Raw genomic sequence first — 22,420 nt, 5'->3', positions numbered from 1 at the left:
CGTTCCTGCTGCCATGAGCGATACCCGTCCCAAGTTGCGTCTTTCGGTTCTCGACCAGAGCCCGGTCATCCACGGCCACTCCGCGCGCGACGCGCTGGCCGCCACGGTCGAACTCGCGCAACTGGCCGATGACCTTGGCTATACGCGCTACTGGTGCGCGGAACACCATGGCCTGCAAGGCGTCTGCAACCCGGCGCCCGAAGTCATGCTGGCGCGCCTGGGCAGCGTGACTTCGCGCATTCGGCTCGGTTCGGGCGGCGTAATGCTGCCGTACTACAGTCCGTTCAAGGTGGCCGAGCAGTTCCGCATGCTCGAAGGCCTGTTTCCGAACCGGATCGACCTCGGCGTGGGCCGCGCGCCCGGCGGTGACATGCGCACGGCACAGGCCGTGGCCATGGGGCAGTACAACCGTGGCGACCAGTTTCCGCAGCAGGTGCAGGACCTGTCGTTCCTGCTGCGCGGCGACGTGCCGCCCGACCATCTGGCCGAAGGGGTACTGCTGCAACCGGCAATCGATACCAAACCCGAACTCTGGGTGCTGGGATCGAGCGATTTCGGCGGTGCGCTGGCGGCCCGGCTCGGCCTGCGCTTTGCGTTTGCGCATTTCATCAATGCGCATGGCGGGCATACGGTGGCACAGCAATACCGCGAGGATTTCGAAGCCGGCTATGAGGATCGCCCGTACAGCGCGGCAGCCATCTTCGTCATCTGCGCCGATACCGAAGCCGAAGCCGCAGAGCTGGAGCGCGCGGTGGATATTCGCCGCCTGCAGATGGCCTATGGCGTCAACGCCCCGATTCCGTCGCTGTCACAAGCGGCCGACTTCACCCCAACCGAACGCGACCGCCTGATTATCGAGCGCGAACGCCCACGCACGATCTGCGGCACGCCCGCGCAGGTAGCCGAACGCATGCTGGCCGTGAAAGACCGCTTCGCCGCCGATGAGCTGGTGGTCCTGAGCGTGACCGCTTCATACCAGGCGCGCCTGCGCACCTACCAGTTGCTGGCGGAAGCCTTCGATCTGCAAGAGTGAGCCTGCGAGTGGCGGATTGGCGTCGGCGGCGCGGTATCATGCCGCCTTTGTCCGTCAACGCATTGCAGGAAATCCAATCCATGACCGTAGCCGCGAATCCGACCGTCGAGATCAAGGTGCTCGACACCCGCCTGAACGACTGGGGCCTGCCCGCCTACCAGAGCGACATGGCTGCCGCCATCGACCTGCACGCGTGCGTGGATGGCCCGCTGACGATCGAGGCAGGCACGGCCGCGCAACTGGTGCCGGCCGGCATTGCGGTGCATATGGGCAATCCGTTCATGTGCGCGACGATCGTGCCGCGTTCGGGCCTGGGCCACAAGAAAGGCCTGGTGCTGGGCAACTCGATCGGCGTGATCGATGCCGACTACCAGGGCCAGATCATGGTCAGCGTCTGGAACCGCAACGCGCCCGGCACCGAGCCAATCGTGATCCAGCCCGGCGAGCGCATCGCCCAGATGATGTTCGTGCCCGTGCTGCGCCCGGTGTTCACGACAGTGGAAGAGTTCTCGGAAGATTCGGTACGCGGAGCCGGCGGCTTCGGCTCGACCGGCGTGGCACACGCGAAGGCGTGAAGTCCGACTGAGGGGGTTCTCCCCTCTCCCGCGCAGTGGGAGAGGGGCGGGGGAGAGGGCCAGCGGTTCAAATTGCGCTGGGTGGCAAGCAGAACCTCATGCCCTCTCCCCCAACCCCTCTCCCGCACGCGGGAGAGGGGAGCAAGGAATCGTTAGCGCTGCTCGAAAATCAGCGCCACTCCATTGGCCTGCTCAGCCGGGACAAGCGACATCGATGGTGACAGGTCGATCGCCTGCACACCATGCGCCTGCCAGTGCGTGCGGGCTTTCGATAGATCATCGGTCACGAGCCGGATCGCCGCATAACCAGGCTTGGCAGCTTGAACCCCGGTCGCCTCGGCCAGCGCCTGCGACGTCGTCACGACGAATGCCGCGCCAGCGATATCGAGCGTCGCCGAATCGCCCACCGACCCGCTCATCGCAGCCCCAGTCAACGTGGCGTACGCCTCGGCCGTCTTGGCCACCTGCCCTGCCCCGACCACCAGATACGTTGCCGCAATCGCCTGCGCGCCATTGGCATGCGTCATCCATTCCGGACGCCATAGCAGTTCCGGTGTGCGATGTTCGCAGACGAAGTAGCGCGCGCCCGGGGCATGGTCGAGCGCCGTCACGCGGAACGTGGCGGGATGCTCGCTACCATCGTCGAGCCGTACGGGGCGTGAGAATTCGATCGGATCGGAAGGCTGGAAGCCGGCGGCACGCAGCCGGTCAGCCGTGGCAAAAGCGTCGCGGCTCTTGCACGACATCGCCGCGCAACCACCGCCGCGTTGCTGGGCATCCCAGTAATACTGGCGGCTCGGGCTCGGCGCGGTGACATGCAGCAACTCGAGATAGTCGCGCGCCAGCATGATGCAGTGGTTCTGTGAACCCAGCGTGTGATACCCGCGCGGCGTCAGCGTAAAACCTAGCGCGCGCCATTGGGTGACAGCGGTATCGAGGTCGCCGCAGACGATGACCGCGTGATCGAACGGCTCAGGCAGTGCACGCATTGCTTATTCGAACTGGATATTGGCCTTGCGGGCCACGGCCTGCCATTTGTCGTGCTCGTGACGAACCAGGTTGCCCAGATCGGCTGGCGAGCCCACGGCAATTTCGAATCCCTGGGCCATCAGCGCTTCCACTACCTTCGGCTGCTTGATCGATGCTGCAAGCGCGTCGTGCAGCCGGGTCACGGCTTCCGGCTGCATATGGGCCGGACCGAACACGCCGATCCACGAATACGCCTCGAAACCCTTGAAGCCCTGCTCCGCCACGGTTGGCACCTGCGGCAGTTGCCTGATGCGGCTGGTGCCGGTGACACCCAGCACCTTGATCGTCTTGGCCGCGATATGGGCCTGCACCGCGGCGTAGCTGCTGAAGAACAGGTCGACCTCGCCCGCCAGCACGGCCTGCACGGCCGGACCGCCACCTTTGTACGGCACATGCAGGAAATGCACGCCGGCTTCGGTGGCCAACGCCTCGGCGGCCAGCTGGTTCAGGCTGCCGATACCGGACGAGGCATAGCGCACGGCCGTCGGATTGGATCGGGCCAACTCGATCAGTTCGCGCACGTTAGACGCCGATAGCGCTGGGTTGGCGGCAATCACGAGCGGGAAGCGCACCAATTGCGTAATCGGCGTGAAATCCTTGAAGGTGTCGTACGGCAGGTTCTTGTACGCGAACGGGTTGATGGCGTGCGTATCGAACGCCATCAGCAGCGTATTGCCGTCGGGCTTGGCCCGCGCCACGGTGCTGCTGGCAATCAGGCCACCGGCCCCGGGCTTGTTGTCCACCACCACGGTCTGGCCCAGGCTGGTCTTGAGGCCCGGCTGCAGTTGTCGCGCGACGATATCGACGCTGCCTCCCGGCGGGAATGGCAGCACCATCGAGATCGGCCGGCTGCTCGTGGCAGGTTCGGCGGCGTGGGCAAGGCTGGCCAGCGACGCCGCGGGCATGGCGCTCATCGGCAGCGACTTGAGCAGCAGGCGGCGAAGCCGCATGCGTTCGGGAGAAGACATCAGGATTCGGAGCTAGGCGACCAACACGGCCGCAAACGAAAAAAGAAAGGGGCGGCATGCCGCCGCCCCGTATTTTGCCCGATGATCGCTCAACTTGCAGGAATGCCCGTCGCTGATCGCCCAAAAATGGAACAATCGGCGCGCACGCTCAAACCTCGGCGCGCTGTTCGCTCTCCGGTGCCTCGGGCGGCTCCGGATCGGCTTCCGAGAACGTCAGCTTGATCTGGTCGCCCTCGTCCAGATCCACGGCCACCTTGCCACCCGTGACCAGCTTGCCGAACAGCAGCTCGTCGGCCAGCGCCTTGCGGATCATGTCCTGGATCAGGCGCTGCATCGGCCGCGCCCCCATGAGCGGGTCGAAACCCTTCTTGGCCAGATACTTGCGCAGTTTCTCCGAGAAGCTGGCTTCCACCTTCTTCTCGTGCAACTGCTCTTCCAGTTGCATCAGGAACTTGTCCACCACGCGCAGGATGATCTCCTCATCCAGCGACCGGAAGCTGATCGTCGCATCGAGCCGGTTGCGGAACTCGGGCGTGAACATGCGCTTGATATCGGCCATCTCGTCGCCCTGCTCGCGCGACGTCGTGAAACCGATGGTGGCGCGGTTCATCGTCTCGGCTCCCGCATTGGTGGTCATGATGATGATCACGTTGCGGAAGTCGGCACGGCGACCGTTGTTATCGGTCAGCGAACCGTGGTCCATCACCTGCAGCAGGATATTGAAGATATCCGGATGCGCCTTTTCGATCTCGTCGAGCAGCAGCACGCAGTGCGGCTTCTTGGTCACGGCCTCGGTCAGCAGGCCGCCCTGGTCGAACCCGACATAGCCCGGCGGCGCGCCGATCAGGCGGCTGACCGCATGGCGCTCCATGTATTCCGACATGTCGAAGCGCAGCAGCTCGATACCCATGATGAACGCGAGCTGCTTGGCCACCTCGGTCTTGCCGACACCGGTCGGGCCCGAGAACAGGAACGAGCCGATCGGCTTGTCCGTCTTGCCCAGCCCGGCACGCGACATCTTGATGGCCGACGCCAGCGCATCGATGGCCGGGTCCTGCCCGAACACCACCGACTTCAGGTCGCGCTCCAGCGTCTGCAGCTTGCTGCGGTCGTCCTGGTTCACGCTTTGCGGCGGGATACGTGCGATACGCGAGACGATGTCCTCGATCTCGCCCTTGCCAATGGTCTTCTTCTGCTTCGACTTTGGCAGGATACGTTGCGCCGCACCTGCCTCATCGATCACGTCGATCGCCTTGTCGGGCAGATGACGATCGGTGATGAAACGTGCCGACAACTCGGCGGCGGCAGTCAGCGCCGAAGCCGCGTACTTGACGCCATGGTGCTCTTCAAAGCGCGACTTCAGGCCGCGCAGGATCTGCACGGTCTGGTCCACGGTTGGTTCGACCACATCGATTTTCTGGAAACGGCGCGACAATGCCGCGTCCTTCTCGAAAATGCCGCGGTACTCCGTGAATGTCGTGGCACCCACGCACTTGAGCTGGCCGGACGACAGCGCCGGCTTGAGCAGGTTGCTCGCATCCAGCGTGCCACCCGATGCGGCGCCCGCGCCAATCAGCGTGTGGATTTCGTCGATAAAGAGGATCGCGTTCGGATTGTCCTTGAGCGCCTTCAACACGCCCTTCAGGCGTTGCTCGAAGTCGCCGCGGTACTTGGTGCCGGCCAGCAGCGCGCCCATGTCGAGCGAGTACACGACCGCCTTTTCCAGGATGTCGGGCACTTCGTTCTTGGTAATGCGCCAGGCCAGGCCCTCGGCGATCGCGGTCTTGCCCACGCCGGCTTCACCGGTCAACAGCGGATTGTTCTTGCGGCGGCGGCAGAGTACCTGCACCACGCGCTCGACCTCGCTGTCGCGACCAATCAGCGGGTCGATCTTGCCCGCCTTGGCCAGCGTGTTCAGGTTCTGCGTATATTGCTCGAGCGGGCTTTCCTTGCCGTCGCCGCCCTCGCCTTCGGGATTGCCTTCGCCATGCTTGGCGGGCTCGGCCTGGTCCTTGCGGATGCCATGGCTGATGAAGTTGACCACGTCCAGGCGCGTGACGCCCTGCTGCTGCAGGTAGTACACCGCGTGCGAGTCCTTTTCGCCGAAGATCGCCACCAGCACGTTGGCGCCGGTTACTTCCTTCTTGCCGTTCGACGTCGATTGCACGTGCATGATGGCGCGCTGGATCACCCGCTGGAATCCCAGCGTGGGCTGCGTGTCCACCTCGTCCGTGCCTGGCACGACGGGCGTGTTATCGGCAATGAAGTTCTTCAGACTGGTGCGCAAGTCCTCGATATTGGCCGCGCAGGCGCGCAGCACTTCAGCTGCCGTGGGGTTGTCGAGCAGGGCCAATAGCAGGTGTTCCACGGTAATGAACTCGTGGCGTGCCTGGCGAGCCTCGACAAAGGCCATATGCAGACTTACTTCCAATTCTTGCGCAATCATGCTTCCTCCATCACGCACTGCAGGGGGTGGCCCGCCTGCCGCGCATGGGTTGATACAAGCTCGACCTTGGTCGCCGCAATATCCCGCGTATAGATACCACAAACGCCTTTACCTTCCCGGTGGACGGTGAGCATGATCTGCGTCGCCGTTTCCCGGTCCCTGCTGAAATACTGCTGCAGGATCATCACTACAAACTCCATCGGAGTGTAGTCGTCATTGAGCAGGAGCACCTTGTACATCGCCGGCGGCTTGAGCTGCTGCTCTTTCCGCTCGATCACTGTGCCTGCTTCGCGTTGGGGGGTGTTCGCCAGCCGTGTCGCCATGGCTTTTATTCTAACTCTTACTCACAAGTCTGCAATTTGGGGAACTGGGCCCTTATTCAAGGCCCAGCCTTCGGAAAAATCCTAGCGTGGGCTGCCGCACAAAGGCCGCCCGGCGCACGTTCGCGGTGCACGCCGTCTCATTGCCCGGTCAATCACGGGGCGTGAATGACCGACATGGGGCGGCATTGGCCTCCGTCATGCGGGCCGCGCGGAAATCCGTGCACCACAGCGATAAAGGTACCATTTACTGCCGTTTCAATCCTGCCACACCCCACGCCGAGTGGGGAATCTGCCAACTTGACAGTAGTTTGGTTTGCCAGAAAAATCGTTTGCACATCCGGACCTGGCCGGCGAGCCAAGCATACAGGCCGGACTGGATGTTTCCGTGAGCAGGGAGGCCCACGACCGGCGTAGGTCAGCTGTTTGCAGCCCGTTTTCGAACGGGTTCCAGATGGCTGGCCACGCGAATTTCATTTGCGCGGCGCTTGTTGCAACCGGTCCGTCAGGAGCGGCATGCAAAGCCCGTCTGGGTGGTTTTCAGCTGGCCATTGGTTTCCCCGCTTGATATCAGTTTTTTCGTTGGGGGAGTTTATGGCAAGCGGTATCGTCAAATGGTTCAATGACGCCAAGGGTTTCGGCTTTATCAAGCCGGACGACGGCGAGGAAGAACTGTTTGCGCACTTTTCGGCAATCCAGATGGCTGGATTCAAGACGCTGAAGGAAGGCCAGCGCGTGGTGTTCGAAGTCGTGCAAGGCCCGAAGGGCAAGCAAGCCACGAACATCCAGGAAGCTGCCCAGTAAGGTGCGCCGCGGCCGAACGCGCCATAGAGCAGCGTCGGTCCATGCGGATGTGAAGGGGATGCACTCCCCTTCGGAACGGGATCCTGTGCCACGGCAGGCAATGACTGCCCGGGGCACGCACAAGCGGTACGCCAAGCATCCGGCAAAACGCCCGGCACATGTCAGCCATGTGCCGGGCGTTTCTGTTCATGGGTGGACCATGCGTTTTACATGTTGTCGATCATCACCTGTCCGAAGCCCGAGCACGACACCTGCGTCGCACCTTCCAGCAGGCGCGCAAAGTCATACGTGACCTTCTTGGACTGGATCGACTTCTCCATGGAAGCAATGATCAGGTCGGCTGCCTCGGTCCAGCCCATGTGGCGCAGCATCATTTCGGCCGAGAGGATCTCCGAACCCGGATTCACATAATCCTTGCCGGCATACTTCGGCGCGGTGCCATGGGTGGCTTCGAACATCGCCACGGAATCCGACAGGTTGGCGCCCGGCGCAATCCCGATACCGCCCACCTGTGCGGCCAGCGCGTCAGAGATATAGTCGCCATTGAGGTTCAGCGTGGCGATCACCGAATACTCGGCCGGGCGCAGCAGGATCTGCTGCAGGAACGCATCGGCAATGGCATCCTTGACCACGATATCGCGCCCGGTCTTCGGGTTCTTGAACTTGCACCACGGGCCGCCATCGACCAGTTCGGCGCCAAATTCCTGCAAGGCCAGTTCATAGCCCCAGTCGCGGAAGCCACCCTCGGTGAACTTCATGATATTGCCCTTGTGCACCAGCGTCACCGAGGGCTTGTCGTTGTCGATCGCGTACTGGATTGCCTTGCGCACCAGGCGTTGCGTGCCCTGCTTCGACACGGGCTTCACACCAATGCCCGAGGTGTCCGGGAAGCGGATCTTCTTCACGCCCATCTCGTTCTGCAGGAACGCGATCAGCTTTTTGGCCCCTTCGCTTTCCGCTTCCCATTCGATACCGGCATAAATGTCCTCCGAGTTCTCACGGAAAATCACCATGTCGATCTTTTCGGGCTCGCGCACCGGCGACGGCACCCCCTTGAAATAGCGCACCGGCCGCAGGCAGACGTAGAGGTCGAGCTGCTGGCGCAGCGCGACGTTCAGCGAACGGATACCGCCGCCGACTGGCGTGGTCAGCGGCCCCTTGATCGAGACCACATACTGCTTGACCACGTCGAGCGTCTCGTCGGGCAACCAGACGTCCGGGCCGTAGACCCTGGTGGACTTTTCGCCCGCGAAAACCTCCATCCACGCGATCTTGCGTTTGCCGGCATAGGCCTTGGCCACGGCCGCATCTACCACCTTCAGCATCACCGGCGTAATGTCCGCGCCCGTGCCGTCGCCTTCGATATAGGGAATGATCGGGTTGTCCGGCACATTCAGCGAGAAATCGGCGTTGACCGTGATCTTCTCGCCTGCCGGCACCTTGATGTGCTGATACATGTTTTGTCTCCAACTGCTAACAGGGTGATGACGGGCACCGGGACGCGGTGCCCGGCGATGCGATTGTGTTGTCCAAGGCATTGTAACGGGCGTCGCGCCACTGGGGGATAATGCGCGCCCATGACCCTGATTGCCCTCAACAAGCCCTTCCAGACGATGAGCCAGTTTTCCGCGCACCCGTCGCGGCCGACGCTCGCCGATTGCGTCGACGTGCCCGGCGTGTACCCGGCTGGCCGCCTCGATGCCGACAGCGAGGGCCTGCTGTTGCTGACCGACGACGGCGCACTGCAAGCGCGTATCGCAGATCCGCAGCACAAGTTGACCAAGACCTACCTGGCGCAGGTGGAAGGCGTGCCCGACCACGCCGCGCTGGCACGGTTGCGCGGCGGCGTCGACCTGGGAGATTTCACCACGTTGCCGGCCATTGTGCGAATCGTTGCGGAGCCCGCGTGGGTATGGGAGCGAAACCCGCCAATCCGCCATCGCGCGGCAATCCCCACGACCTGGGTCGAGCTGAAAATCCGCGAGGGCAAGAATCGCCAGGTCAGGCGCATGACGGCTGCGGTGGGTTTTCCGACCCTGCGCCTCATACGTGCGGCAATCGGCAACCTGTCACTGCCGGCGCTTGGGCTGATGCCCGGTCAATGGTGCGAGACCGATGTCGGCGCACTAGGACTTTCAGCACGCCATTCACCTGTACGCCACGCAATACAAGTACGCGAGCGAAGGTAAAACCCGGTTACAAATACCAACAAACATGACGTCAACGCCAAAAGATGGCGCTCCGTTTTTGCGGGTGACACGTCAATACGCGTCAGATCTTCCAGATCCTGGATACAAAACTCTTTGAGGTACTCGCAATGAAAAAACTGATCGCTGCCCTGGTTGTTGGCCTGTTCGCTACCGGCGCCTTCGCCCAAGCTTCGGCTCCCGCTGCTGACGCTGCGCCGGCCGCCAAGGAAGCCGCGAAGCCCGCGAAGACCACCAAGAAGAAGCACACCAAGAAGCACGCCAAGAAGGCTGAAGCTTCGGCACCGGCCGCACAGTAAGTTTTTCTCGCGGCATGGCGGTTCGCGCAGGCAGCTTGCCCGCGCGCATCGAAAAGGCAGGCACGCCACGGCGCGTCCTGCCTTTTTTCATGTCCGCCCCCCAACCGCTGCAACACGTGCCTGCCGCGCCTGCGCTATGCTCTCGCCTGCAGTTGATCTCCCAACGACAAGAACCGCCATGCACTTCGTGCTCAAGTCTCTGCTCGCCATCGGCACCATTGGGGCTGCCTCGCTGATCAGTTCGGCCCAGGCCCAATCCGCGCTACCCGTCGTACCGCTGACCGCCGGCATGTACGCGATCCAGGCCGAGGTGGCCGCATCGCCCGAACAGCGCGAACGTGGCCTGATGTATCGCAAGTCGATGCCCGCCAACGCCGGCATGCTGTTCATCTTCGATGAAAAGGCCGGACATTGCTTCTGGATGAAGAACACGGACCTGCCGCTGTCGATCGCCTTCCTGGCCGATGACGGCAGCATCGTGAATATCGAGGACATGGCGCCGCAGACCGAGGATAACCACTGTCCGCGCGCGGCCGTGCGCTACGCGCTGGAAATGAACAAGGGCTGGTTTGCGCAGAAGGGCATCAAGCCCGGCGCCAGGATTGGCGGCCTGCCGCGGCCGCGGCAGGCGCAGTAGCTGAAGGAATCAGCCGGAATCAGTCGCGGAAGTTGTTGAAGTCCAGCGGTGCTTCATCGACGTCCTTGCGCAGCAACGCGATGACCGATTGCAGGTCGTCGCGCTTGGTGCCCGACACGCGCACGGCATCGCCCTGGATGCTGGCCTGGACCTTGATCTTGCTGTCCTTGATCATGCGCACGATTTTCTTGGACAGGTCGCCGGTCACGCCCTTCTTGATCGTGATGACCTGCTTGACCTTGTCGCCGCCGACCTTGTCGACCTTGCCATAGTCCAGGAAGCGCGTATCAACATTGCGCTTGGCCATCTTGTTGATCAGTACGTCCTTGACCTGGTCGAGTTTGAAGTTGTCATCGGCAAACATGGTCAGTTCGCCCTCCTTCTGCTCCACACGGGCATCGGACCCCTTGAAGTCGAAGCGCGTGGAGATTTCCTTGTTGGCCTGCTCCACGGCGTTCTTCACTTCCACCATATTGGCTTCACACACTACGTCAAACGACGGCATATCGATTCTCCTGGTATTGCGGGGCGGTAGCCGACATGCGGCGGCCGTCCGTAACGGTTACGTATAATCTGGGCCTGCCCCGGTCCGGGGTGCTTTCCCCGTCCTTGCATGGCAGATTTCCACGAATTTTATCCCCTGCGCACCCACAATACATTCGGCTTCGATGCGCGCGCGCGTCTGGCGGCGCATATCCGCAGCGAATCTGACCTGGTTTCAGCCCTGTCCGACCCGCGCGCGGGCGGCCTGCCGGTCATTGTGCTCGGTGGCGGCAGCAATGTGGTGCTGACCGGCGACCTCGATGCCTGCGTACTGTTGATGGAAATTCCCGGCTACGAGATCGCCGAGGACAGTACCAGTTGGCTGGTCACTGCGGGCGCCGGCGAGAACTGGCACGCCCTGGTCGGGCGTACTGTGGCCGACGGCATGCCAGGGCTCGAAAACCTGGCCCTGATTCCCGGCACGGCCGGCGCCGCGCCGATCCAGAACATTGGCGCCTATGGTGTGGAGTTGCGCGAGCGCTTCGCCCGGCTGCGCGCCTACGACCGTCAGACCGGCCAGTTCGCCACGCTGGACCTGGACGATTGCGCATTCGGTTATCGGGACAGCCTGTTCAAGCACACCGGCCGCGATCGCTACATCATCACGGCCGTAACCCTGCGCCTGCCCAAGGCCTGGCAGCCAGTACTGGCCTATGTCGAACTGGCGCGTGAACTGGAGGGCCAGCCCACTCCAAGCGCGGCGCAAATTCGCGATGCCGTGATCGCCATTCGCTCTCGCAAGCTGCCCGATCCAGCGCAGATTGGTAACGCGGGCTCGTTCTTCAAGAATCCGGTCGTCGAGTCAGCGCAACGCGATGCCTTGCTGAAGCAGCATCCGACCCTGGTCAGCTATGCACAGCCCGATGGCCGCTACAAGCTCGCGGCGGGCTGGCTGATCGACCAGTGTGGCTTCAAGGGCGTCGACGACGGCCCGGTGGGCGTCTATGGGAAGCAGGCGCTGGTGCTGGTACACCATGGCGGTGGCACGGGTGCCGCGCTGCTGAAGCTGGCGCAACGGATCGCGGATACGGTCGAGGCCCGCTTCGGGGTAAGGATCGAACCGGAGCCGGTGATTTTGTAGGAAGGATTCGCTCCCCTCTCCCGCGCGCGGGAGAGGGGAGAAAAACAGTGGCAAGTTCAACCGAAGTGGCAGACGTAGTCCAGGGTCTCGGTCACTTCGATGTCAAAGCTGCTATTGCCCGGCACGTCGAACTGCTGGCCCGCGCCGTAGGTCTTCCACTCGTCCGAACCGGCCAGGCGTACGCGGCAGGTGCCCGCGTTGACTTCCATGATTTCCGGTGCACCGGTATTGAACGTCAGCGCGGCCGGGAAGATCACGCCCAGCGTCTTGCGCGTGCCGTCGGCAAACACCACCGTGTGGCTCACGCACTTGCCATCGAAATACAGGTTGGCCTTCTTGACGACAGACACGTTGTCGAACTGGCTCATCTCAATCTCCTCGGATCGTTCGGTTCAGGTTTCGCAAAGACGTAAAAAAGGGAGCCCTTGCGGCCCCCTTTCATTAGCTCCGACGCGGCTCAGTAGCGGCCGCAGAGCAGGTATTCCATCAGCGCCTTCTGCACGTGCAGGCGGTTCTCGGCTTCATCCCAGACCACGCTGCGCGGGCCGTCGATGACCGCGGCTTCCACTTCCTCGCCCCGGTGCGCGGGCAGGCAGTGCATGAACAGCGCGTCGCCAGCGGCACGGTCCATCATCGCCGTGGTGACCATCCAGTCCTTGAACGCACGCTTGCGCGCTTCGTTCTCGGCCTCGAAGCCCATGCTGGTCCACACGTCGGTAGTCACCAGATGCGCGCCCTGGCATGCGTCCAGCGGGTTCTCGAACACCTTCACACGCGGCGCGGCCGATGCCGGCACCATGGCTGGATCGAGCTGATAACCCGGGGGCGCCGAGAAATGGAAGGTGAAATCGAGCCGCTCGGCCGCCTGGATCCAGGTGTACGCCATGTTGTTGGCGTCGCCGATCCATGCCACGGTCTTGCCGGCAATGCTGCCGCGCTGCTCGATGTACGTGAATACATCGGCCAGCACCTGGCAGGGGTGGTATTCGTTGGTCAGGCCGTTGATCACCGGCACACGCGAATGCGCGGCAAAGCGGTCCAGGATGTCCTGGCCATACGTGCGGATCATGATGATGTCGACCATGCGCGAGATCACCTGCGCGGCATCCTCGATCGGCTCACCACGGCCCAGCTGCGAATCGCGCGTGTTCAGGAACACCGCATGGCCACCGAGCTGGTGGACGCCGGCTTCGAACGACAGGCGCGTACGCGTGGAATTCTTCTCGAAGATCATGGCCAGCGTGCGGTCGTGCAGCGGGTGCCATGTTTCGTAATTCTTGAACTTCGCCTTCAGGATCCTCGCGCGGTCCAGCAGGTACTCGTACTCGTCGGCACCGAGGTCGCTGAACTGGAGGTAATGCTTGATCGGGGTTGAGCTCATAAAACAAAGAAGGCGGCTCGCCAGGGACACTTGGCCCGTCTGCCAGGGTGGCATCCGTCAGGCCAGAGCGTGTCGCGGAGTCGCCTTTCGCGTCGCTTACGCAATGTAATTGCAAAGATCATAAGGGATTATTCCAGCTTTGGCGAGCCCGGGCCGATAACGTAGCAAAGGCTCGCCAGGCCGCGCGGATGCCGCTCTTGCCGGAGCGGACGCGGCCACTGACAGGTTCCCGACAGGATTTCGCCATATGCGCAGGTCTTATATAAGATATAATACTTGCTGATTCACGCGGGGCCCGGCATACCCATGCCACCGCCCGCCACCCGGCATCAAAAGTGCCCCCGCCGACGCCATCGCCCCGCTGCTCACGTTCGGATGCGCGCGAACCAATCGCCCGCCGACACGTCAAACGGGCTGCCCGTCGCAGCGGGTTTTCCGTCGAGTCACAAAGCAGATCCCCGCAGTCCCATGACCACCCCCCAAGTTCGCGAATACTTTATCCAAGGCGTTACCACGGAAGGCAAGACCTTCCGCCCCAGCGACTGGGCTGAGCGACTCTGCGGCGTGATGGCCCAATTCCGCCCCGAGGGAGATACCGGGGATCCCCGCCTGACCTATTCGCCGTATGTGCGACCGGTGATCGTCGCCGGCATCAAGAACGTGGTGGTCGATACCCGCCTGCGCGCCATCGAGCCCAAGGCGCTGGACTTCGTGCTGAACTTCGCGCGCGACAACAATCTGCAAGTGGTAGAGGCCTGCTCGGTCGGCGATTGATCGCGCCCCACAGCCAGGCTGACCGATGCCATGAAAAAACCCGGCGCGATCGCCGGGTTTTTTGTTGCCTGCTGCTGCCCGCCGCCGAGGGCCACGCGCACAGCACTGCAAAAACAAAAAAGCCCGTCCGAAGACGAGCTTTTTGAACTGCGGGCCACCGAAGTGACCGAGGCAGTTATCAGGCGGTCATGCCCTTGATGGCAGCCGACAGACGCGACTTGTGACGTGCAGCCTTGTTCTTGTGCACGATCTTCTTGTCAGCGATGCTGTCGATGATCGTTTGCGATTGCTTGTAGATCTCGGCAGCGGCAGCCTTGTCGCCAGCGGCGATGGCCTTGCGAACGGCCTTGACAGCGGTGCGCAGACGCGAGCGCAGGCTGGAGTTGTGGGTGTTCGCGGCGACGGCTTGGCGCGCGCGCTTGCGTGCTTGTGCGGAATTTGCCATGTATCTCTTCCTGAATTCAGAATGCGCGCCCGGGGCGACGCAATAAATTGGGACGCAACAATTAAGTCACATCGTGCGACCCGGGATGTTTCGACAAACGAATCCTGGACGCGACTGTCCTTGCGAATCGGCGATTATACACACATGCCAGCGACGCAGGCAAGGCCGATTCGTATACCCCGCGTCATGACCTCCGCGTGCCGGCCGATCCGTATAATAAGCGCCACATATGGCGTCGATACGCGCAACAGGCGTGGCGCCACGGCAACTTTATGACCGCATGAGCGTCTGAACCGCGTCTGCCACCGGTGCCGCGCCTCGTTCCGGCATCCTGGGCACCTGGCATCCAGGCACCTGAAGCTACCCCGACTCATCACCTTGAACCTGCTCAAAGCGCTTGCCACCATCAGCGGCCTGACGATGCTTTCGCGCATCACCGGACTGATGCGTGAAATCCTGATTGCCCGGGCGTTCGGCGCCTCGGACATGACCGACGCCTTCAACGTGGCGTTCCGCATCCCCAACCTGCTGCGCCGCGTGTTTGGCGAAGGCGCCTTCTCGCAGGCGTTCGTGCCGATCCTGAACGAATACCACGGCAAGCGCGGCGCGGACGAAACGCACCGCCTGATCGACGCCGTGGCCACGGTCATGGCCTGGGCACTGGCGGCGGTCTCGCTGATCGGCGTGATTGCCGCGCCGATCGTGATGACGGTGGTGGCCACCGGCTTCCGTGGCGATGCCGAGACCTATGACGCGGCGGTGTTCATGACGCGCGTGATGTTCCCGTATATCGGCCTGATCTCGATGGTGGCACTGGCGTCGGGCATCCTGAATACGTGGCGCAACTTTGCAGTACCCGCGTTCACGCCCGTGCTGCTCAATCTCTGCCTGATCGTGGCCGCGCTGTTCGTGGGCCCTCACATGAGCCAGCCGATCTACGCCCAGGCCTGGGGTGTGCTGGTGGGCGGCGTGCTGCAACTGGCCATCCAGATTCCGGCCATGCGCAAGCTCGGCGTGCTGCCGCGCGTTTCACTCGACCTGCGCGCCGCGTGGTCCGATCCGGGCGTGCGGCGCGTGGTCAAGCAGATGGCGCCCGCGCTGCTGGCCGTATCGGTGGCCCAGATCAGCCTGATCATCAATACGAACATCGCCTCGCGCCTGGCCGCGGGCAGCGTCTCGTACCTGACCTATGCCGACCGCCTGATGGAGTTCCCGACGGCACTGCTGGGGGTGGCACTGGGCACGATCCTGCTGCCAAGCCTGTCGCGTGCCAGTGCCAACGATGACCGCGCGGAATACTCGGGCCTGCTCGACTGGGGCTTGCGCCTGACCTTCCTGCTGGCCGTGCCGTGCGCCGTGGGACTGTTCGTATTCGGCACGCCATTGACCTCGGTACTGTTCAACTACGGCAGGTTCGACGCGCACGCGGTGGAAATGACGCGCCAGGCGGTGGCCACCTATGGCGTCGGCCTGCTCGGCCTTATCCTGATCAAGATCCTGACCCCGGGCTTCTATGCACGCCAGGACATTCGCACCCCGGTCAAGATCGCGCTGCTGGTGCTGGTAATCACGCAGGCATCGAACTACGTGTTCGTGCCGATGTTTGCCCATGCGGGACTGGCCCTGTCGATCAGTTTCGGCGCCACGGTCAACGCCCTGCTGCTGTTCTTCGGGCTACGCCGCCGTGGCTTCTATCACCCGGAGCCGGGCTGGGGCATGTTCCTGCTGCGACTGGTGGCGGCGGTGCTGATCCTCGCGGGCGTGCTGCTGTGGCTTGCGCGCAATTTCGACTGGGTGGGCATGGGTGCCACGCCGGGCCTGCGCATCGCGCTGATGGGGGCCTGCCTGGTACTTGCGGCGGCGGTCTACTTCGGTACACTGTGGCTCATGGGCCTGCGCTATGCGGCCTTCCGCCGCCGCGCTGGCTAGTCAGGAATTCCGCCCATGACCTCCACGAAAGTCCTGGATTACTTTGCCAGCCTCGTGGCCGATGACGACGCAATCCCGCTGACGGAAACCGCGCTCGCGATCGCCCAGGATGCTTACCCGGATCTCGACCTGCAGGCGGAACTGGCCGCACTGGACGTGCTGGCCATGCGCCTCAAGCGCCGGATTGCCGAAGGCACGCCAGCCATCCAGCGCCTGCGCCTGCTGAATCATTTTTTCTACCGCGACCTGGGCTTCGGCGCCAATGCGAACGACTACTACGATCCGGACAACTCGTACCTGAACGTGGTGCTCAAGCAGCGCCGTGGCATTCCGATCTCACTGGCCGTGCTCTACATGGAACTGGGCCAGCAGATCGGCCTGCCGCTCAAGGGCGTCTCGTTCCCGAACCATTTCCTGGTACGCATGACGATTCCCGCAGGCGAGGTCGTGCTCGATCCGCTGACTGGCGAGACGTTGTCCAGGGAAACGTTGCAGGAGATGCTCGATCCCTACCTGGAACGCGAAGGCATCACCGGTTCGAACGAGGTGCCGTTGGGATTGTTCCTGCAGGTGGCGGGCCACCGCGAGATCATTGCGCGCATGCTGCGCAACCTGAAGGCGATCTACCTGCAGGAATCACGCTGGCAGCGGCTGCTGGCGGTGCAGAACCGCCTGGTGATCCTGCTGCCCGATTCGATCGAGGAAGTGCGTGACCGGGGGCTGGCCTATGCCAACCTGGAATGCTTCCGGCCGGCGCTGGAAGACCTGGAAGCCTATGTCCAGGCCCGCCCCGATGCGGCCGACACCACCCAGATCCGGGACCGGATGCCGGCCCTGCGGATGATGAGCCGCAGCCTCAGTTGAGCGCCAGGCTGCTTACCGGTCCACCGGTGCGCGCGAGGCACGGCCCTTGCCGCGCACCAGCTTCCACAAGCCACCCAGCACCAGCGGCACCACGGCCGCGCCGATACCGGCCAGTACGATCAGGTTCAGGTACTGTTTGATGAACGGCAGGTTGCCGAAGAAGTAGCCGGCAAACACCAGGCCGAACACCCAGGTAGCCGCGCCAATCACATTGAACAGCTGGAAGCGCGCGAACGTCATCTGCGACACACCGGCCACGAACGGCGCAAACGTGCGCACGATCGGGATGAAACGCGCCATCACCAGGGTCTTGCCGCCGTGGCGTTCATAGAAATCATGCGTCTTGCGCAAGGCAGTCTGGTCAAGAAAGCGCCAATGGTGGTCGAACACCTTGGGCCCGATCCAGCTACCCACGAAATAGTTGACCGTATTGCCCGTCACGGCGGCCACGAACAGCAGGCCCGCGAGCACCCATTCATTCATCGCACCGGCCGCGCACATGGCGCCGGCAATGAACAGCAGCGAGTCGCCGGGCAGGAATGGCAGCACCACGAGCCCGGTTTCGGCGAAGACGATGGCAAACAGGATGCCGTAGACCCAGACGCCATAGTCCAGGACGAACTGACCGAGGAATTTATCGACATGAAGCACCATGTCCATCAGTTGCAATGCGGTATCCAAACTAGTCCCCTCTCAATGAAGGCTCTCATCATACAAGAGCCATTACGACAAACCGTCACGTGCCGGCCATGGCTGTGCCGAAAACGTGTCCGCCCGCACGTATAATCGCCCGCATGCCTGCCGACGCCACACAACCCGAATCCCGGGCCAGCCTGCGCACCGCCCAGCCCGGTCGTCCCATCCGTCCGTTGCCCGATCAACTGATCAGCCAGATTGCCGCCGGAGAGGTCGTTGAGCGGCCGGCATCGGTGGTCAAGGAACTGCTCGAAAACGCACTCGACGCCGGCTCCACGCAACTTGGCGTACGACTCGAGGAAGGCGGCGTGCGGCGCATCGTCATCACCGACAACGGCTGCGGCATCCCCGCCGACGAACTGCCAGTGGCACTGATGCGCCACGCCACCAGCAAGATCGCATCGCTCGACGAACTCGAATCGGTACTGACGCTCGGCTTCCGCGGCGAGGCGCTGGCCTCGATTGCCTCGGTTTCGCATCTGGTACTGACCAGCCGCACTGCCACCGCCACGCATGCCACGCAGATCAGTGCCGATACCGGCAACCTGCAGCCGGCGTCGGGCGGCACCGGGACGATGATTGACGTACAGCACCTGTACTTCAACACGCCAGCGCGCCGAAAGTTCCTCAAAACGGAACAAACCGAACTCGGTCATTGCATGGAAATGATCCGGCGCACCGCGCTGGCCCGGCCCGATGTCACGATCTCGGTCCACCATAACGGCAAGCCGCTCGAACACTGGAATGCCGGCGATGTGGCCACGCGCACCGCGCAGGTGCTCGGCAGCGACTTTGCGCGCGCCCGGCTGCCGCTGGACGAGGATGCCGATGCCCTGCACCTGTACGGTTTTGCCGGGCTGCCTACCGCCTCGCGCGGACGCCCCGACCAGCAGTACTTCTTCGTCAACGGCCGCTTTGTGCGCGACAAGCTGCTGAACCACGCGGTGCGCAGCGCCTATCAGGATGTGCTGCACGGCGACCGTTTCCCGTCCTATGTACTGTGCTTGGACCTGCCGCCCGAACTCGTCGATGTGAACGTGCATCCGTCGAAGATCGAAGTGCGTTTTCGCGAATCGCGCGCGGTGCATCAGTTCGTGTATCACGCAGTGCAGCGCTGCCTGGCCCGCCAGGCTGGCGAACAGGGCGACAGCCTGCATTCCGATACCGACGATGGCGCCGGCATTGCACCGCTGCCCGCCGCGCGCCCGGCAGGCGTACCCGGTGCCGCGCCGCAATGGGTCAACTATTCAGCCGGGCGCCAGACCGAGCTCGGCATTGCGCAACCGCGCCAGGCCTATCTGGGCATGGTGCGCGACGCTACCGGTGGGCAGTCATCAAATGCGCCGCGCCCATGGCAAGCACCGTCGCAGCCTCCGGCCTGGCTGGCCGACGCGCAGGCCGCGCGCGCCGATGAGCCACCGAGCCTGCTCGACCGCCTGCCAGCGCGGGTATCCGAACTGCCTGGCACCGCTGGCGAAGACGGCTCGGCAGATCATCCGCTGGGCTACGCGATTGCGCAGTTGCATGGCATCTACGTGCTGGCGCAGAACGCCCGCGGACTGGTGCTGGTGGACATGCACGCGGCTCACGAGCGCATTCTCTACGAGCAGATCAAGGCCGGCCTCGACGCGCGCGACCTGGCCGTGCAGCCGTTGCTGATCCCGGTCACTTTGCCGGCCAATCCCGTGGAAATCGGCGCAGCCGAGGAGCATCAGGAAACGCTGCAACTGCTTGGCTTCGACATTGCCCCGGTCTCGCCAACCACGCTGGCGGTGCGCGCGATTCCCGCACTGCTCAAGCAGGCCGATGCCGAGGCACTGGCGCGCGACGTGTTGCGCGACCTGCAGGCATTCGGTGGCTCGCGCGTGCTGGCCGAGCGCCAGAACGAACTGCTCGCGACGCTGGCTTGCCACAGCGCGGTGCGTGCGAATCGCAAGCTGACGGTCGAGGAAATGAATGCGCTGCTGCGCCAGATGGAACAGACCGAACGCGCCGACCAGTGCAACCATGGCCGCCCCACGTGGGTCCAGCTGACCGTGACCGAGCTCGACCGCCTGTTCCTGCGCGGCCAGTAATCACGTAACACGATGTCACCGCAGTCTTCCGCATTCCCGCCAGTCGTCTGCCTGCTGGGCCCCACCGCGTCCGGCAAGACCGCGGCCGCGCTCGAACTGGCCGCGCGCAAGCCGGTCGAGATCATCAGCCTGGATTCGGCGCTGGTCTATCGCGAGATGGATATCGGCACGGCCAAGCCCACGGCCGATGAACTGGCCAGCGTGCCCCACCATCTGATCGATATCATCGATCCGCTCGACAGCTACTCGGCCGCGCAGTTCGTGACCGACGCGCAGCGCCTGATCGGGGAAATCCGCGCACGCCAGCGCACGCCGCTGATCGTCGGCGGCACCATGCTGTACTACAAGGCGCTGACCCAGGGGCTCAACGACCTGCCGCAGGCAGATGCCACGGTACGGGCCGAGCTCGATGCGCTGGCCGCCGAACGTGGCTGGCCGGCACTGCATGCCATGCTGGCCGAGGTGGATCCGGTTACCGCCGCGCGCCTGGCGCCGAACGATGCGCAGCGCATCCAGCGCGCGCTGGAGATTCATCGCCTGAGCGGACAGCCGATGTCGGCGCTGCTGGCGCGGCAGGCCGATGCGCGCACGTTCACTGGCGCCGCCGACGCGCGTTACCGTGTGATCGCGCTCGAACCGTCGGACCGCGCCGTGTTGCACGCGCGGATTGCCGAGCGCTTCGATGCGATGCTCGAAGGCGGCCTGATCGACGAGGTCAAACGCCTGCGCGCGCGTGGCGACCTGCATCTGGGCCTCCCTTCCATGCGTTGCGTCGGCTATCGGCAGGTCTGGGAATACCTCGATGGCGACTGCGATTACGCCACCATGCGCGAGCGCGGCATCGCCGCCACGCGCCAGCTCTGCAAGCGGCAATTGACATGGCTGCGCAGCACCCCGGAACGCATCAGTGTGGATGGGCTGGCGCCGGACTATGTGGCGCAGGTGGGGCGGGCTGCGGGGTGGTGATTGTGCAAACCCCTGCTTGATACCGGATCGGCATAACGACCGCTTACCCTCTCCCCCGGCCCCTCTCCCGCGCGCGGGAGAGGGGAGAAAACCAGGGAGAAGAAAATAAAAAACCCGGTCGTGCGACCGGGTTTTTTTGCGAGGACCGACGTATCAGACCACTACGGTCTGCGCCTGACCTTCGGCGCGTTCCTTGATTTCACCGATCTGCCACACGGCTTCACCAGCCGCCTGCAGATGACGGATCGCGCGTTCGGCGTCTTCCTTCGCCACGATCACGACCATGCCGATACCGCAGTTGAACACGCGGTGCATCTCGGCGTCGGCCACATTGCCTTGGGCCTGCAGCCACTGGAACAGCGGCGGCAACGTCCAGGCGCTCTTCTGGATCACGGCGGTCAGGTTGTCGGCCAGCACGCGCGGCACGTTCTCGGTCAGGCCGCCGCCGGTGATGTGGGCCATGCCCTTGACCGGCAGCGTCTCGATCAGCGACAGCAGCGGCTTCACGTAGATGCGCGTCGGCGCCATGATCGCGTCCTGCAGGCGCTGGCCATGGAAGTCGGCGTTCAGGTCCGGCTTGGCCACGTCGAGGATCTTGCGTACCAGCGAATAACCGTTCGAGTGCGCGCCCGACGAGGCCAGGCCCAGCACCACATCGCCCGGCTGGATCGTGGTGCCGTCGATGATCTTCTTCTTTTCCACGGCGCCAACCGCGAAACCGGCCAGGTCGTATTCACCGTCCGGGTACATGCTCGGCATTTCGGCGGTTTCGCCACCGATCAGCGCGCAGCCAGCCAGTTCGCAACCATGGGCGATGCCCTGGATCACGGTGGCGGCGGTATCCACGTCCAGCTTGCCGCAGGCGAAGTAATCAAGGAAGAACAGCGGCTCGGCACCCTGCACCAGGATGTCGTTGACGCTCATGGCCACCAGGTCCTGGCCCACGGTGTCGTGGCGGTTCAGCTGGAACGCCAGCTTGAGCTTGGTGCCCACGCCGTCCGTGCCGGACACCAGCACGGGCTCCTGGAACTTCTTCGACAGTTCGAACAAGGCGCCGAATCCGCCGATGCCGGCCATCACGCCTTCACGCATGGTGCGCTTGGCAAACGGCTTGATGCGGTCAACCAGTGCGTCGCCGGCTTCGATGTCAACACCGGCGTCGCGGTAGGAAAGGCCTGCCTGGCCGGTGGTCGAGGATGCGCTCATGAGAACCTGCTTGTCTTTGAGGAGGTGAAGTGTGGAATGCAGCACAATCGCAACGCTTCCCGGGCCGAAGAGACCAATCGGGCGCGGAGCACGGGCGCGACTCCAGTAAAATCGCGATTTTAACGGATACAGGCTCCCGGCG

Annotated in this window: 23 protein-coding genes; 12 read left to right on the top strand and 11 right to left on the bottom strand. The window is 63.5% G+C overall.

Translation table 11 applies throughout. The features are described from left to right. Positions 1-13: 13 nt before the first annotated feature. Complete coding sequence (locus ACO550_RS10090; protein WP_315597354.1) at positions 14-1,033, top strand: MsnO8 family LLM class oxidoreductase; 1,020 nt, start codon at positions 14-16, stop codon at positions 1,031-1,033. An 80-nt stretch (positions 1,034-1,113) separates the two neighbouring features. Then, the gene (gene dut, locus ACO550_RS10085; RefSeq protein WP_315597355.1) at positions 1,114-1,608 is read left to right on the top strand and encodes a dUTP diphosphatase; all 495 of its coding nucleotides are present in this window, start codon (positions 1,114-1,116) and stop codon (positions 1,606-1,608) included. A gap of 152 nt (positions 1,609-1,760) precedes the next feature. On the opposite strand, the gene ACO550_RS10080 is transcribed toward dut, so the two are convergent. The 4 genes from ACO550_RS10080 to clpS all read right to left on the bottom strand — a co-directional run bounded on the left by ACO550_RS10080 (position 1,761) and on the right by clpS (position 6,374). Beyond that, on the bottom strand, positions 1,761-2,597 hold the full coding sequence (locus ACO550_RS10080; RefSeq protein WP_315597356.1) for a VOC family protein: 837 nt from the start codon (positions 2,595-2,597) through the stop codon (positions 1,761-1,763). Between the two features lie 3 nt (positions 2,598-2,600). After that, a complete protein-coding gene (locus tag ACO550_RS10075) occupies positions 2,601-3,605 on the bottom strand; it encodes a tripartite tricarboxylate transporter substrate-binding protein (RefSeq protein ID WP_315597357.1) in 1,005 nt (334 codons plus the stop codon). A gap of 148 nt (positions 3,606-3,753) precedes the next feature. After that, the gene (clpA, locus tag ACO550_RS10070) at positions 3,754-6,051 is read right to left on the bottom strand and encodes an ATP-dependent Clp protease ATP-binding subunit ClpA (RefSeq protein ID WP_315597358.1); all 2,298 of its coding nucleotides are present in this window, start codon (positions 6,049-6,051) and stop codon (positions 3,754-3,756) included. Then, positions 6,048-6,374 (bottom strand): ATP-dependent Clp protease adapter ClpS, encoded by a 327-nt coding sequence (clpS, locus tag ACO550_RS10065; protein ID WP_049815983.1) that lies wholly within the window; start codon positions 6,372-6,374, stop codon positions 6,048-6,050. Before clpS ends, clpA begins: the two co-directional genes overlap by 4 nt. Positions 6,375-6,965: 591 nt before the next feature. On the opposite strand from clpS, the gene ACO550_RS10060 reads away from it, so the two are divergent. Next, positions 6,966-7,175 carry a cold shock domain-containing protein gene (locus ACO550_RS10060; protein ID WP_315597359.1) on the top strand — a complete coding sequence of 70 codons (210 nt, stop codon included), beginning with the start codon at positions 6,966-6,968 and terminating at the stop codon, positions 7,173-7,175. A gap of 206 nt (positions 7,176-7,381) precedes the next feature. On the opposite strand, the gene icd is transcribed toward ACO550_RS10060, so the two are convergent. Further along, positions 7,382-8,632, bottom strand: a complete 1,251-nt coding sequence (gene icd, locus ACO550_RS10055) for an NADP-dependent isocitrate dehydrogenase (protein ID WP_315597360.1) — start codon at positions 8,630-8,632, stop codon at positions 7,382-7,384. 120 nt (positions 8,633-8,752) lie between these two features. Here icd and ACO550_RS10050 point away from each other — a divergent pair, with 120 nt between their 5' ends. The 3 genes from ACO550_RS10050 to ACO550_RS10040 all read left to right on the top strand — a co-directional run bounded on the left by ACO550_RS10050 (position 8,753) and on the right by ACO550_RS10040 (position 10,318). After that, positions 8,753-9,364 (top strand): pseudouridine synthase, encoded by a 612-nt coding sequence (locus tag ACO550_RS10050; RefSeq protein WP_315597361.1) that lies wholly within the window; start codon positions 8,753-8,755, stop codon positions 9,362-9,364. 128 nt (positions 9,365-9,492) lie between these two features. Beyond that, on the top strand, positions 9,493-9,681 hold the full coding sequence (locus ACO550_RS10045) for a hypothetical protein (RefSeq protein WP_315597362.1): 189 nt from the start codon (positions 9,493-9,495) through the stop codon (positions 9,679-9,681). A 178-nt stretch (positions 9,682-9,859) separates the two neighbouring features. Then, complete coding sequence (locus tag ACO550_RS10040) at positions 9,860-10,318, top strand: DUF192 domain-containing protein (protein ID WP_315597363.1); 459 nt, start codon at positions 9,860-9,862, stop codon at positions 10,316-10,318. 19 nt (positions 10,319-10,337) lie between these two features. Here ACO550_RS10040 and ACO550_RS10035 read toward each other — a convergent pair whose 3' ends face one another. Then, positions 10,338-10,823 carry a YajQ family cyclic di-GMP-binding protein gene (locus tag ACO550_RS10035; RefSeq protein WP_315597364.1) on the bottom strand — a complete coding sequence of 162 codons (486 nt, stop codon included), beginning with the start codon at positions 10,821-10,823 and terminating at the stop codon, positions 10,338-10,340. Between the two features lie 108 nt (positions 10,824-10,931). On the opposite strand from ACO550_RS10035, the gene murB reads away from it, so the two are divergent. Continuing rightward, the gene (gene murB / locus ACO550_RS10030) at positions 10,932-11,942 is read left to right on the top strand and encodes a UDP-N-acetylmuramate dehydrogenase (RefSeq protein ID WP_315597365.1); all 1,011 of its coding nucleotides are present in this window, start codon (positions 10,932-10,934) and stop codon (positions 11,940-11,942) included. Between the two features lie 56 nt (positions 11,943-11,998). Here the strand turns inward: murB and ppnP are convergent, their stop codons facing one another. Together ppnP and argF are read right to left on the bottom strand one after the other, a co-directional pair. Then, a complete protein-coding gene (gene ppnP, locus ACO550_RS10025; RefSeq protein ID WP_315597366.1) occupies positions 11,999-12,310 on the bottom strand; it encodes a pyrimidine/purine nucleoside phosphorylase in 312 nt (103 codons plus the stop codon). Between the two features lie 89 nt (positions 12,311-12,399). Continuing rightward, a complete protein-coding gene (argF, locus tag ACO550_RS10020; protein WP_315597367.1) occupies positions 12,400-13,323 on the bottom strand; it encodes an ornithine carbamoyltransferase in 924 nt (307 codons plus the stop codon). A gap of 468 nt (positions 13,324-13,791) precedes the next feature. Between argF and ACO550_RS10015 the strand changes: the two genes are divergently transcribed. Then, on the top strand, positions 13,792-14,097 hold the full coding sequence (locus ACO550_RS10015; protein ID WP_315597368.1) for a DUF3579 domain-containing protein: 306 nt from the start codon (positions 13,792-13,794) through the stop codon (positions 14,095-14,097). A 178-nt stretch (positions 14,098-14,275) separates the two neighbouring features. On the opposite strand, the gene rpsT is transcribed toward ACO550_RS10015, so the two are convergent. Then, on the bottom strand, positions 14,276-14,542 hold the full coding sequence (gene rpsT, locus ACO550_RS10010; protein ID WP_315597369.1) for a 30S ribosomal protein S20: 267 nt from the start codon (positions 14,540-14,542) through the stop codon (positions 14,276-14,278). Positions 14,543-14,920: 378 nt separating this feature from the next. On the opposite strand from rpsT, the gene murJ reads away from it, so the two are divergent. Together murJ and ACO550_RS10000 are read left to right on the top strand one after the other, a co-directional pair. Beyond that, positions 14,921-16,471 (top strand): murein biosynthesis integral membrane protein MurJ, encoded by a 1,551-nt coding sequence (murJ, locus tag ACO550_RS10005; RefSeq protein WP_315597370.1) that lies wholly within the window; start codon positions 14,921-14,923, stop codon positions 16,469-16,471. Between the two features lie 15 nt (positions 16,472-16,486). Next, the gene (locus tag ACO550_RS10000) at positions 16,487-17,335 is read left to right on the top strand and encodes a SirB1 family protein (protein WP_315597371.1); all 849 of its coding nucleotides are present in this window, start codon (positions 16,487-16,489) and stop codon (positions 17,333-17,335) included. A 12-nt stretch (positions 17,336-17,347) separates the two neighbouring features. Here ACO550_RS10000 and ACO550_RS09995 read toward each other — a convergent pair whose 3' ends face one another. Continuing rightward, the gene (locus tag ACO550_RS09995; RefSeq protein ID WP_315597373.1) at positions 17,348-17,989 is read right to left on the bottom strand and encodes a VTT domain-containing protein; all 642 of its coding nucleotides are present in this window, start codon (positions 17,987-17,989) and stop codon (positions 17,348-17,350) included. Between the two features lie 140 nt (positions 17,990-18,129). Between ACO550_RS09995 and mutL the strand changes: the two genes are divergently transcribed. After that, positions 18,130-20,106, top strand: coding sequence for a DNA mismatch repair endonuclease MutL (gene mutL / locus ACO550_RS09990; RefSeq protein WP_485994732.1), 1,977 nt, complete (start codon positions 18,130-18,132; stop codon positions 20,104-20,106). Positions 20,107-20,118: 12 nt separating this feature from the next. Continuing rightward, the gene (miaA, locus tag ACO550_RS09985) at positions 20,119-21,072 is read left to right on the top strand and encodes a tRNA (adenosine(37)-N6)-dimethylallyltransferase MiaA (protein ID WP_315598437.1); all 954 of its coding nucleotides are present in this window, start codon (positions 20,119-20,121) and stop codon (positions 21,070-21,072) included. Positions 21,073-21,225: 153 nt separating this feature from the next. Here miaA and purM read toward each other — a convergent pair whose 3' ends face one another. Beyond that, positions 21,226-22,278, bottom strand: coding sequence for a phosphoribosylformylglycinamidine cyclo-ligase (gene purM / locus ACO550_RS09980; RefSeq protein WP_315598436.1), 1,053 nt, complete (start codon positions 22,276-22,278; stop codon positions 21,226-21,228). Between the last annotated feature and the right edge of the window lie 142 nt (positions 22,279-22,420).

Source organism: Cupriavidus sp. (assembly GCF_057315035.1).
This window is presented reverse-complemented; position numbering and strand designations above follow the sequence as displayed.